This window comes from Nostoc sp. JL23 (assembly GCF_017115065.1).
Taxonomy (GTDB): Bacteria; Cyanobacteriota; Cyanobacteriia; order Cyanobacteriales; family Nostocaceae; genus Nostoc; species Nostoc punctiforme_A.
The window spans coordinates 106784-120284 of sequence record NZ_JABXKN010000135.1; the positions used below are offsets into that span (position 1 = coordinate 106784).

Consider the following 13501-nt stretch of genomic DNA (forward strand, 5'->3'; position numbering starts at 1 on the left):
AACGAGCCTGTGTACTCCGCAAAGAAGTAATCTACACGCAGCTTCTGTCTGCGACACGCTGTGCGAACGTAGAGAGCATTTGGCATGTAGGGTACAATTACTGTGGGAATCATAAGTAATTATGCAAATATAATATTAATTACGAATTACGAATTACGAATTATTTGGCCAATTACCGATTGGTAGTGTTATTTCAAACTCCGAACCTTGTCCTAAAGTAGAATTTACTACCAAAGTACCTTCATGTTTTTCAACTATAATTTGTCGAGCGATCGCTAATCCTAATCCTGTACCTTTACCGACAAGTTTAGTAGTAAACAAATGCTCAAAGATACGTTTTTTAACATCATCATTCATCCCAATGCCGTTGTCAGCTATTTGAATCTTAACGTGAGAATTATTATGCATTGATGTGGTAATAGTGATGCGGTTAATATTATCTTCAATTTCTTGAAAACTGTATCCTTGATTTGATTCTTCTAAAGCATCAATGGCATTTGCAATTAAATTCATAAATACCTGATTGAGTTGCCCAGGAAAGCATTCTACTTGGGGAATATTGCCGTAGTTAGTAATGACTTCAATTGCCGGATGTTCTTCATTAGCCTTGAGGCGATGTTTCAAAATTAAAATAGTGCTATCAATACCTTCATGGATGTTAAAGGGAACTTTGTAATCCTTATCTGCGCGCGAAAAAGTCCGCAAGCTAGTGCTGATATTTTTAATGCGATCGCACCCGACATTCATAGATTTAATCATTTTGGGTACGTCTTCCAAGAGATAATCAATCTCAATCTCTTGGGCATGTTGTTCAATTTCTGTTGTAGATGCGCCAGAACGGTACAATTGCAAGTGTTCAATGATATCTTCTAATCCCAACTTCGCTTCGTTGACATTTCCAGCGATAAAGCCAATTGGGTTATTGATTTCGTGGGCGACACCTGCAACTAAATTCCCCAGGGCTGACATTTTTTCGCTTTGGACAATTTGTAATTGGGCTTTTTGTAAGTCTTCAATTGCTTGTTCTAGTTGTTGAGATTTTTGCTGAACGATAGCTTCGGCAGCTTTGCGATCGCTAATGTCTAAAATTAAACCATCCCAAACAATTGCACCATCCACTTGTCGCTCTGGACGAGATGCCGCTTGCACCCATTTCACGGTTCCTGATGGTGTGATGATTTGCCATTCGTGAACAAACGGTGTCAGATTTTGGGCAGATTCCATCATTGCTTGCTCGATACCAGCAATATCATCGGGATGTTCTAGAGAACGAGGGTTTTCTTTGCCGGCAATTATTTCCTCTGCTGTCACTTCGTAAAGGTTATAGCAGCCAGAACTAATATAGGGCATAGAAGCCAAATTATCTGCTGTCACATGGAGTTGATAAATAGCTCCAGGAACATTATCGGCAACTTTCTGGAAACGGGCTTCGCTTTGCTGAAGATTCGCGTAAAGCCGAGCATTTTCTAGAGAAATTGCCGCTTGAGTACAAAGGAAATTCAATACTAAAATGCGATCGCTGGTAAATACCCCACTCGTCAAATGATTTTCTAAGTATAAAATTCCTACTAAACGCCCTTGATTGAGTATCGGTAAACACATCATACTCTTGGGTTGATGCTGAATTAAATAATCATCAATTATCGGTAAATTAGTTTTGAGATCGTCAATCACAACCACACTCGCTGTATTTTTCACATACTGAATCAGCGCAGTCGGAACATTAGGATTATTTTCGAGCGGTTCTAATTTTAAGCTAGTGCTATCAAGGGTAGTAATTGCGCGTATTTGCCATTTTCCATCTTCAGGTAAAAGCAGGGCACATTTATCAGCACCAGCATTTTCGAGAATGATTTGGGTAAGTTGCTGTAAAAATTCATCAAGTTGAATTGTTGCAGAAAGAGTTTGCGACGCTTTGAGGATAGCGCTCAAGTCAAGTATGTTGTTGATGTTGCCGCCGGAAGAAGTCGCGGTACTAGTAAATGAGCTGACTGGGTTAGCAATTGTTGCTAAGGCTTCTAACAGATTTACTGTTTGTACTGTCTGTTGCAAAATTGGACACAGCAATTCCGGGTAACGTTTTTCTAAGTCATCTGTCTTGGCTTTGGCTCCCCAGCGGGCGTAGCCAGAGTAAGCTGTCTGCATATAAACTTGGGCGACTTTTTCTTTGCCCCAGTTAAGGTAGAATTTGGCTGCGAGTTCGTTGGCGAGGGCTTCGTCTTGGAGGAAGCCGTTTTCCTTGGCTTTAGCGATCGCGCGATCGTAAAAGTCCATTGCTAGGGCGCGTAGGCGTAGCCCGTCGTAGACATCGCTAATAGCATACCGTTCGGCTTCCACCAAATCCCAACGGTGTTGATGGTTACAGGGAGCGAATGCTGCCCATCTTTGCATCTTCTCTTGATTAGCCTCGACTTGGGCAAGAATCTGTTGCTGTTCTGACTCAGTTGCAGCTTTGTAAACTGCCAGATGAATCAAAGAATCGTAGAAAAAATACAGAGCAACACTAAATTGGGCGATACCAGCATCTAAGTATTGCTTCGCTTGGGCAGACTGTTGGGCAGCTTCTTGATACTGCCCAAACAAATACCAGAGAATCGTTTGATTAACTTGCCAATAAAATAATCCCGTTCGGTCTTGGGTTGCCTGATTCAGGGATAATCGTTGTTCTGCATGATAAATCGTTCCCGTTAAGCGATCGGGAGATTGGCTATGTCCTAGCAAGTTGAGTACAGCTTGATAAGCAATCTCCAGATATTGCAGCGGCGATTCTTGCTTGAGTGAATGGATGCTTTGGCGATAGGCTGCCATCTCATTCACCAACCCAGTTAATTCTCGCCCTGCAAAATAAGCATAGTGACAGTAAGCTTGGGCATCCAATGCTGTACTGTCGATATCTCCGGTTTCCAGTCCATTCTGGTAGCCCTCTTGTAGATGCACAAGTTGTTTACGCAGCGGATCTTTCCAATGACGAATAAAGTTGTAGACAATAAAGTAGGTTCTGCATTTAAAGATTTTGGACTGCAACTGTTCCAGCAGGTTTAACGCCAATTGCCCAAATTCATAACCAGCTTCCAGATTACCAAGCACACCACAGAGGATGATGCCGTAGTCGGCATAAGCATAGACAGAAACAGGACAATTACCATATTTAATCGAAAATTCTACTTGTTTGAATATCAGTAGGGGCATTAAGGCTGGTGTTGCAAGATAGGCAGCCGGAATCATTTTGCTCATGATACTCATAGCTGCCAAGCAGTGAGCATCGCTCATAGTGGATAAATTGAGCAAATCCAGAGAGGAACGTCCTTCCCATAACCGCATAGTTGCTTGGGCTGCCTGTCCAATATCTGCCGGAGTTGGTTGTTGAGGAAACTCAATACCCAACAGTTGCAACACCTGCAAACCAATATTCAGCGTTTTCAATGGAAGACCTTGCGATCTTGCTGCTATCATTCTGGTGACGTAGATGGGAATGCTGTCGAGCAAGGTCTTAGCGTGTTGCAACACAATTGTCACCCATTGCTCCATCTGCTCAAAATCGGCGTTGAGATAAGTGGCTTCAGTTACCTCGATATACAGCGCCAGGGTCAAGTCATAGTGGCTTTCCCAGCAAGAATGGGACAGCAAACTAATTCCCGTGCTAAGATACTCCACGGCTACTGTATATGCAGTTGCAGATTTTGCTCTCCGTCCTGCGCTCAGATTTAATTGTGCCAGTTCTTGCCGCTCTGAAGGTTCAGTGATTAAGGAACTACCCGCGTTCAAATGAGTGACTATTTCAAATAGTCGTTCTTCTCGTTCCGAATCTGAGGAATTGCGTAACAATAACATCCCAATTTTGTAATGGGTGGCTTGCTTTTGGTCGTCTGGAATCAGCGAGTAGGCCGCTTGTTGAACGCGATCGTGTAAGAATTTGTATCCAGTATTTTGGGAAGTTTGTTGAGTAAATATTTCTTCTTCTTGCCCAACATAAAATTTATAAACTTCACTTTGGGGCAAAATCAAACCTTCTTGTAACCCATTCCATAAACAAGCTGCTGTTTCGGTTTCCACCTGTTCAGAAACGATCGCCAATGTTGCTAAATCAAATTGATTACCGATGCAAGCAGCTAACTTTAGAGCCTGTTGAGTTGATTCTGGCAGCCTCCTTAATTGAAATGCCATGAATTCCAAAACATTATCTGTCAGAGATTGCTGATTTATTTTTGCAATATCACATTGCCAACAGCCTTCTGCAAAGTTGAAGATAATCAATCCATCTTGGTGCAAAGCTTTAATAAATTGTGTTGCAAAAAATGGATTGCCATGAGTTTTTTTAAATACTAATTGTGAAATGGGTAATGCTAATTCTTCTTTGCAGCCTAATGTATCGCTGACTAACTGATTCAATTTTAATTGACTTAAAGGTTGCAGAGTCATCAAGTTAATAGTCGTGCCTATTTTTCTTACCTCATCTAAAGTTGACATTAACGGATGGGCTGGTAATACTTCGTTATCTCTATAAGCACCAATTAGTAATAAATATCCACACTCTGACTCATTCATTAGTAATTGGAGCAATTTTAAAGAAGCTAAATCTGCCCATTGCAAATCATCTAGAAAAATAACTAAGGGATGTTCTTTTGTAGTAAAAACTTGAATAAAGCTTTGCAATAATAAATTAAATCTATTTTGCGCCGCTTCTGCTGATAATTCTGGTGTCGGCGGTTGTTTACCGATAATTTTTTCTAATTCGGGAATCACTTCAATGATAATCTGTGCATCGTCTCTTAATGCTGCCAGGATATTTTTTTTCCATTGTTGCAGTTGTTGATCGGTTTCTGTTAATAACTGCACTATTAAATCACGCAAGGATTGCACAAAGGCAGATAAGGGAATATTCCGGTTAAACTGGTCAAATTTACCTTTGATAAAATAACCGCGTTGCCGAACGATTGGTTTATGAACTTCATTCACCACCGCAGTTTTACCAATACCGGAACAACCAGCAATTAACACGATTTCACGCTTTCCTAGAGAAACCCTCTCAAAAGCTTCTAATAGTTGTTGGACGGCTGTTTCTCGCCCGTATAATTTTTCTGGGATAATGAAGCGATCGCAAATATCCCGTTGTCCAATTTGGAAGTATTTAATCTTACCCGTTTCGTTCAGTTGCCAGAGACAATTTTCTAAATCGTGTTGTAATCCTAAAGCATTTTGATAACGGTCTTCAGCATTTTTCGCCATCAATTTTATGACAATATCTGAAACCACTTTGGGGATTTCTTCCCCCTTACCTCTTAATATTGGTGGCTGTTTAGCAATATGACAATGTACCAACTCCATCGAATCTTCTGACTCAAAGGGTAATTGTTCTGTTAGTAGTTCAAAAAATGTCACACCCAAAGAATAAAAGTCACTACGGTAGTCTATTGCCCGGTTCATGCGTCCAGTTTGTTCGGGAGATAAATAAGCCAAAGTTCCTTCTAAAACCTTGGGACTAGTCATAGTTTGGTGTTCTTTGGAGAGCAAACAAGCAATGCTAAAATCGATGAGTTTTACTTGTTTAGTTTGTGGGTTAATCAGAATATTAGTCGGTTTGATATCTTTGTGAATTACCCGTTCTTGGTGGAGTTCATGGAGAATCTGACTAAGTTGCAGGGCGATTGTGAGAAATTCCCCAAGTTCTAGTGATTGAGTTTTGGTATATTCTCTCAGAGAAATTCCCCCAAAATCTTCCATTACGAAAGCATAACTATTGCGATATGGTTCCAGACTATAGGGATGAACGATACTAGAAATATTTAAATTTTTGGCAATAGTATATTGGTTACGAAACTGCAAGAGTTCGTTAAAGGTAGGGGATTCTACTTGCAGTATTTTAATGACAACAGGTTGTTCATCCACCAGTCGGATGGCTCGATAAACTACAGTTTTGGAACCTTGGTAGATTGTTTCTATTAATTTATAGCCGCTCATGCTATAAACTTCATGAATTGCTGTTGTCATAGTTATGCTCTCGATAATCAACACTGCTGTTCAAAAGTTTGACTTTTATCAGTACATATATAGTTATTGTTCCCAAAATCAGGGTTTGTTTTTCAAGGATATGAGAATGATCTGATGTGCAGATATTCTTACGCAAAGACACGGAGATGCTATTGACGATTAGCTGACTACAAAATTTTATTAATTAATCACCTATTAGACCTTCCCAGAAATTAATTATTATCCATAAACCTCCTAAAAATGTAGCACTGCTACATCTGTACATTCTCTTTGTATTTCTTTGCATTTAAAAAAGCTACGAATTTATGCAAAACTGTACTTAGTGTTCAGAAGAGGATTTAAACTTTTGCCTCAAAGCCACTCAGCACTCCTTAACTGATTTGCTCTTTGACAAATGGTTCACCCGATTGGGTGAATGCGATCGCAGCATCCAGAACTACTCTGAAAGTAGAGCCACTTTTTTGCTGTTAGTGATCTCGCCGACAGCTAAAAAACTTTTACAATGGCTATGATTACCTTGAATATTATGCCAATTGCTTATATATCAAAGGGTCTAAGAGTGGATGAAATTGTAAAATCACGGCATAAACCAGATTTTCAACCAGAGAAGATCCCTCTGTTGGAAACAGTTGCTGCCAATTTACCAGGGATGATTTTCCAAATTCTGCAACGGCAGGATGGTTCTATATTTGTCCCTTATATTAGTTCTAGTTGTAAATATTTGTATGAATTAGAACCAGAAGCTGTACAGGCAGACTTTCAGGTGTTATGTAAACTGATTCATCCACAGGATATAAAAGCTTTTACAGAATCTATTGCTGTTTGTCGCAATACTCTTACACCTTGGCATTGGGAAGGCCGGATTGTTACGCCTAGTGGCAAACTTAAATGGATTCAAGGTACTTCGCAACCCGAATTACAAGCAGCAGGCGATTGTCTTTGGCATGGCTTGATTATGGATATTACAGACCGAAAACAAGCCCAAGAAAAACTGCAAGAGAGTGAGGCACGGTATAAAGCAATTTTGGATGCTATCCCCGATTTGATGTTTCGCATCAGCCGCGATGGCGAGTATCTAGATTTGAAAAGTGAGGGTGCAAATATCACTCTATCGAGAGAAGAAATAGTTGGAAAAAATCTGCAAGAGTTATTGCCGAGTGATGTTGCAGCCATTAGCCAAGTAGCGATCGCTAAAACTTTAGATTCTGGAACTTTACAAACTTGTGAATATCAGCTAACAACGCCTTTGGGAATCAGAGATTATGAGGCGCGGTTGGTAGTGAGTGGCGCAGATGAAGTACTAGCAATTGTCCGAGATATCACAGATCGTAAACAAGGAGAAATCGCCTTACAAAATCTTGCCCAAAAATTTGCTAAAGCTTTTAGTTGTAGCCCCGATTCAATTACCATTAGCACGCTGCAAGAAGGACGCTTTATCGAAGTTAACGACAGTTTTGTGAATCTTTCCGGTTATGGGCGAGATGAAGCAATTGGTAAAACTTCGTTTGAGTTAAATCTTTGGGTAAACGATCGCGATCGCTTAAACTTAGTGCAAGAGTTGCAAAGCACGGGAGTTGCTCGTAACTTAGAAATTGATTTCCGGCAAAAATCTGGCGAGATAATTACAACGCTGTTGTCAGCCGAAGTTATTGATTTGAATGGTATTCCTGCCATTTTAGCAGTGCATCACGACATTACAGAACGCAAACAGGTAGAAGCACAATTACGCTTTTGTGCCCAACGCGATCGCTTGTTGGCAGAAACCCTAGTACGAATTCGGTCTTCCCTTAACTTAGAGGAAATTCTTCAAACCACCGTGACGGAAGTCAGGCACTTTCTGCAAGCAGATCGGGTTTTTATTGGTTTAAATAATGCTAATTTAGGAGTCAAAACTCTTGCCGAATCAGGAGATCCTAAGTATCCATCAGTCTCCGGTTGGTCTACTAATGATGAAGCTTATCTACAAGAATTAAGAAACTTACTAAAAGATAATGTTGTGGGTGTCGTTGATGATATAACACAAGTAACATTATCTCCTAAAGTAAAAGCGCACTTTCAAAAATTCCAAACAAGGGCAACTTTGGCTGTACCAATTATGTTAAATAATGAATTATTTGGTGCATTAATTGCCAATCAATGCTCAGGGGCGCGTCATTGGCAGCCAATAGAAATTGATTTGTTACAGCAGATGTCAGAACAGCTAGCGATCGCGATTCAACAAAGCCAGATATGCCAAAAGCTAGCAGAACTCAACACTAATTTAGAACATCAAGTCCAAGAACGGACAGCACAGTTACAGCAGAAAATGCAAGAAGTTGAAAAATTGCATCGTGTCAAAGATGTAGTTTTGCACACAGTTGCCCACGATTTACGAACTTCGGTGATGGGTAACTTGATGGTGTTAAAGAATTTGTTAAATCAGGGGCAGGTGCAGGGGGGCAGGGGAGCAATTACAGCAAGTCTTTCCCCTCTGCCCCCCATCCCCTCTACCCTGCCTCTTTCCCATGCCCCATGCCCCATCCCCAATGCCCAATCCCCAATTCCAATATCTCGCTCAATCATCGAGCGGATGATTCAGGGCAACGATCGCCAACTAACAATGATTAACTCATTGCTAGAAATTAATTCTTGTGAAAAACAGGGTATTGAGATCAAAATCGAACCTGTGCAATTTAGCACCTTACTGGGAGGCACATTCGCCCAGTTGGAACCCATGCTGACACAAAATCAAGCCACTCTGAAGAACTTGGTTGCCGCAGACTTACCGTTAGTAATGGCAGATGAGACTCGATTGCAGAAAGTTTTAGTAAATTTGATCGCACATAGCTTGCAAAATAATCCACCAGGATTAAATTTTACTCTGAGCGCTACCGTTGAGGGCGGAATGATTCGCACTCAGATTCAAGATGACGGTGTGGGAATGAGTAAAGTAGAGTGCGATCGCCTCTTCGATCTCCATGTCCGCGATCCTCAAGACTGTTGCTCTACAAGCATTGGCTTAAAAATGTATCTTTGTCGGAAAGTTATTAAGGCGCATGGCGGCGAAATCGGTGTTATGAATAACCGCAAGCGTGGATTAACTTTCTGGTTTACACTACCTCTGTTCACTTCATCCGCAACAAATCGCCCATAAATCACCAAAAAATGAGAGGGTGTTATTTATGGCAATGTTGAGTAAAGGAAACACCCTCAAGGTATGGGCAAAGTTGCTCGGATGCTAATGGCTACTCCATTTACAACAGTGCAAAGCTGGTGTAGAAAAACCTTTTCTGCACCAATAACAGATGAAGTCACTACTCTTTACAGAGCTTGGCGTAACCGTTTTTTGTGGCAGAGATTGCGTTTATGGTTATGGCTAGCGCTGATCTGTCTGTTGTCTTTTACTTTGCGAGACATTTACGGACTGTTTTTTCCTTTTGCAGAGTTGCAGCAGCTGCCAGAAGAACTTAGAACTCAACGCCTGGTCATTAATGTTGCAATGCTTGCAAGTATAATTATTTGCCTTGCCTTACATAAAACTAAATTAGGTCGTCATCGTCCAGATTTATTATTTTTGGGGTCTTCTTGGTCAATTAGTTTAGCGTCGCAGTTGTTTGCAACCATCAGAGGTTTTGCACTACCTGATACCATCGGTTGGTCGCTGTTGTTCTTGAGCCAAGCTGTGTTGATGCCCGTCTGCTGGATTCTTCACTTGCTGACTCAAGTGAGTGTGCTGATTTACTACTTTGGTGTAAATACCGCTCTTGGGCTAAAAACACCAATCCCCGAACACCCAGAAATATATAATGTAACGTTCATTTTATACATTTTTTGGTTTTGTACTATATGTGACATCGGTGTTTATCTGTACGATCGCCTGCAACGTTCTGAATTTTTCGCCCGTCAAGAACTGGAATCTGCCTACCAAAAACTTAAGGTTGCCGAAGCCAAATATCGCAGTATTTTTGAAAACGCTGTTGAAGGGATTTTTCAAAGCAGCCCTGATGGACGTTACATTACGGCAAATCCTGCTTTAGCCAGGATTTATGGCTACTCCTTAGTAGACGAGGTGACAGCAAATTTCACTGATATTGAACAATTGTACGTTGACCCGAACCGCCGGGCAGAATTTGTGCGCCTGATGGAAAAGTATGGTAGCGTTTCCGAGTTCGAATCCCAAATTTATCGCCAAGACGGGAGTATTGTCTGGATTTCAGAAAAAGCCTACGCAGTCCGTGACGAACAGGGAAAATTGCTTTATTACGAAGGTTTGATTGAAGACATTACCCAACGCAAGCAAACTGAAGAAGAACTACGAGTATTTTTCCATGCAGTTTCCCACGACTTACGCAACCCAGTACTGGGTACTTTAATGGTGCTGAAGAATTTGCTTGCCCGTTCAGAGGAAAATATTGCGATTTCCCGTTCAATTTTAGAGCGGATGATTCAAAGTAGCGATCGCCAACTAAACTTAATTAATTCGTTGATGGAAACTCATATTAGCGAGGTGCAAGGTGTAGTTTTACAACACCAAGCCGTACAATTACTGGCAGTTGTCGAAGCTGCGATCGTAGATTTAGAGCCATTGCTAGAGCAAAATCAAGCCAAGCTGACAAATCTGGTATCCGCAGATTTGCCATTAGTGAATGCAGATCCCACGCAACTATGGCGAGTTTTTTCTAACTTAATCGTGAATGCTCTGAAACATAATCCCCCTGGTTTGCTCTTAACAATTAACGCTACCCGTGAAGGTGAGATGATTTATTGTACTGTTAGTGATAACGGCGTGGGCATTAGTCAACAACAAAGCGATCGGCTTTTTGACCTTTATTTTCGGGGTGCAAGTATCCGCAATTCTGTAAGTTTGGGATTGGGGTTGTATCTGTGTAAGCAAATCATCCATGCTCACGGCGGCGAAATTGGTATTAATAGCGCATTGAATGCAGGGGCAACCTTTTGGTTTACATTGCCTATTAGCTGACCTCCGGTTATTTATCCGCCAGCGATGCAGTGAGCATAGCCAAAGTGTCGTACAAAATACCCAACTGAATTCTGACTTTTGATGAATTCTACTGTAAATCTTAGTATTAGTGACTAAAGTAACTATTGAAAGGTGACTTTAGATACATGCTTGTGCCTGATTATTCCAATTATATTGAGAATATACAAATCAATGCAACGGAAATTAAAGGATATATGAACCGCTTTAAATCTATTCTTCTTGGAGGCTTATTAGCAGCTACTTCAATTGCTGCTCTTTCTCAAAATGCTAATGCTGCTGAATTTAAATCTGAGCAAGAGCATTTTAATCGTAATAATACTGTAGCTTTTAATACTAATAAAGTCCAACACGAACGTCAAATCCGTGAACAACGCGCTCGTGCATTGCGTGAACGTCAAGCTCGTGAACGACGCGCTCGTGAATTGCGTGAACGTCAAGCCCGTGAACGACGCGCTCGTGAATTGCGTGAACGTCAAGTCCGTTTTAATCACTAAGGAATAAGAATTAAATAACAGACAATTTATGTCTTTGGCTTACCTCACCTTCAATCCCTCTCCTATATATTGGAGAGGGAAGGTAGATACAAGATGAAGTTTTGCATTTTATTTAACTCACATTCCTAAGCTGAAAATTTTCCCTCATATTACGTTAGGAGAGTAGCAATACTCTCCTTTTTTTGTTTGCATAAATCTTTTCAAATTAATGCCCAAATAATCTTATTCAAGGCGCTGCTCAAAAAATTAGGCGCTTTTTATGCAAATTATGACTAATATCATGTTTGAAATCAACATTTGCATCTAACTATGGGGATTAAAATAATTCGTAATGACGCTCCTACGTCGCTCTAAGCGTTCGCGGTAGCGTCTCGTAGAGAAGCCATGCCAAAGGCTTTACGCTGCGCTAACGTAATTCGTAATTCGTAATTAAATAGGACTTACGCAAAATACCTCTCAAACTCTTATTCCTCCGTGTTCTCTGTGCCTCTGTGGTTCGATTTTCCGTTACCTGTGCGTAAGTCTTATTAAGGGACTTCCAAGTAAAAAAATATTCCATCACTGTGTCAGCAGAGGGAGCAGAGGGAGAAAGAATCTGAACATTTTATTTGCATTCACAGTTGAATAATTTAATTTCTGGAAGTCCCTAAAGACTGTTATAGCAGTCCTATCTGATTCGTGAAAAATATAAAATTTGAAAACGAATAGCAAAGGACGCGTTCGCGGAGCGTCTCGTCAGAGAAGGGAGCAAAGGGAAGAAATAAGAAAGAGATATATAATTTTCAGAAATTATTTATGACTGCTATATATATAGGATTAAAATAATTCGTAATTAGTTAAATTATAAGCATAATGAAAAGCGGAAGCTCAGGCAAAACTCTGTATGCTCAAATTTACTCAATTTAAACCACCTAATTACGATGCCGCAGTTACTTTTACTCTGGCGCTGACAGCAGAAGAACGTACCCGCAGCCGTCATCGTTTTGAAACGGAAGATGGTATTGTGTTTTTACATTTACCCAGAGGAACTGTTTTACACGATGGCGATATTTTGCTAGAAGAAAGCCATAGCAGTTTAATCAGAATTACTGCCAAACCAGAACTAGTGCTGACTGCCTTTGCCCAAACACCACTTTTATTATTACGGGCGGCATACCATTTGGGAAATCGCCATGTACCTGTAGAAATTACTCCGACTTATTTACGCTTGTCTTCAGATTCGGTTTTACGCACTATGTTGGAACAACTTGGGTTAGAAGTTAAAGAGGAAATTTCATTGTTTCAGCCAGAATTAGGAGCTTATGGACAACAGCATCATGCTCACTGATAGTCATCTTTTGAGTATTTTACAGTTGGCTAGCCCCGCTTTACCTGTGGGAGCATATAGTTATTCTGAAGGCTTAGAAATGTTGGTGGAAAATGGTACGATCGCTAACCACACACATCTCAAAGATTGGTTAAAAGCAGAGTTACTCTATGGGGCAATTCGGTTAGAGGCGGCAGTGATGGTACGATCGCAGCAAGCTGTAAAAATGGCTGATGTAGAGTCACTATGCCGTTGGAATCTGTGGTTATCGGCTGCTAGGGAAACAGAAGAATTACGCGCCTCTAGTTGGCAGATGGGGCGATCGCTCATTCAATTACTTGGTAAACTAGAACCGCAGATTATACCTATTGCCAATGCTGTGGGTAATCCTTGCAATTATGCGATCGCTTTTGGCATTGCTATTGCCCATTGGCAAATTAGCATCCAAGCCGCATTACTCGGATATCTGCATAGTTGGGCAAGTAATTTGATTACTGCTGGCGTGAAACTCATCCCTCTTGGACAAACGGCAGGACAGCAGTTATTGCTAGATTTGCACCCATTACTCAGTGCTGCGGCTTTAGAAATTCTCGCATTGGAGGACGATCAACTTGCCTGTTGTAGTTGGGGTTTGTCGCTAGCTAGTATGCAGCATGAAACGCAGTATACAAGGTTGTTTAGGAGTTAGTCAAAATAATTCGTAATTCGTAATTCGTAATTATTACAAAGGAC

At 40.8% G+C, this 13501-nt stretch carries 6 protein-coding genes; 5 read left to right on the plus strand and 1 reads right to left on the minus strand.

All coding sequences use genetic code 11. From position 1 onward, the window contains the following. Positions 1 to 153: 153 nt before the first annotated feature. Complete coding sequence (locus HWQ42_RS29150) at positions 154 to 5988, minus strand: AAA family ATPase (protein ID WP_292818035.1); 5835 nt, start codon at positions 5986 to 5988, stop codon at positions 154 to 156. Between the two features lie 502 nt (positions 5989 to 6490). Here HWQ42_RS29150 and HWQ42_RS29155 point away from each other — a divergent pair. The 5 genes from HWQ42_RS29155 to HWQ42_RS29175 all read left to right on the plus strand — a co-directional run bounded on the left by HWQ42_RS29155 (position 6491) and on the right by HWQ42_RS29175 (position 13457). Next, entirely contained in the window at positions 6491 to 9121 is a 2631-nt protein-coding gene (locus HWQ42_RS29155) for a PAS domain S-box protein (RefSeq protein ID WP_292818037.1), read from the plus strand. Between the two features lie 87 nt (positions 9122 to 9208). Further along, on the plus strand, positions 9209 to 10948 hold the full coding sequence (locus HWQ42_RS29160) for an ATP-binding protein (RefSeq protein ID WP_292818039.1): 1740 nt from the start codon (positions 9209 to 9211) through the stop codon (positions 10946 to 10948). 215 nt (positions 10949 to 11163) lie between these two features. Next, a complete protein-coding gene (locus tag HWQ42_RS29165) occupies positions 11164 to 11463 on the plus strand; it encodes a hypothetical protein (RefSeq protein WP_292818041.1) in 300 nt (99 codons plus the stop codon). Between the two features lie 883 nt (positions 11464 to 12346). Then, positions 12347 to 12790, plus strand: a complete 444-nt coding sequence (ureE, locus tag HWQ42_RS29170; RefSeq protein ID WP_292741112.1) for an urease accessory protein UreE — start codon at positions 12347 to 12349, stop codon at positions 12788 to 12790. After that, positions 12765 to 13457 (plus strand): urease accessory protein UreF, encoded by a 693-nt coding sequence (locus tag HWQ42_RS29175; protein WP_292818043.1) that lies wholly within the window; start codon positions 12765 to 12767, stop codon positions 13455 to 13457. The genes ureE and HWQ42_RS29175 overlap by 26 nt, the downstream gene beginning before the upstream one ends. Positions 13458 to 13501 lie beyond the last annotated feature (44 nt).

What these genes read in the sequence shown, in the direction of transcription:
- HWQ42_RS29175 (WP_292818043.1), top strand. Translation starts at nt 12,765, where the DNA reads ATGGACAACAGCATCATGCTCACTGATAGTCATCTTTTGAGTATTTTA.
- HWQ42_RS29160 (WP_292818039.1), top strand. Translation starts at nt 9,209, where the DNA reads ATGGCTACTCCATTTACAACAGTGCAAAGCTGGTGTAGAAAAACCTTT.
- HWQ42_RS29155 (WP_292818037.1), top strand. Translation starts at nt 6,491, where the DNA reads ATGGCTATGATTACCTTGAATATTATGCCAATTGCTTATATATCAAAG.
- HWQ42_RS29165 (WP_292818041.1), top strand. Translation starts at nt 11,164, where the DNA reads ATGAACCGCTTTAAATCTATTCTTCTTGGAGGCTTATTAGCAGCTACT.
- ureE (WP_292741112.1), top strand. Translation starts at nt 12,347, where the DNA reads ATGCTCAAATTTACTCAATTTAAACCACCTAATTACGATGCCGCAGTT.
- HWQ42_RS29150 (WP_292818035.1), bottom strand. Translation starts at nt 5,988, where the DNA reads ATGACAACAGCAATTCATGAAGTTTATAGCATGAGCGGCTATAAATTA.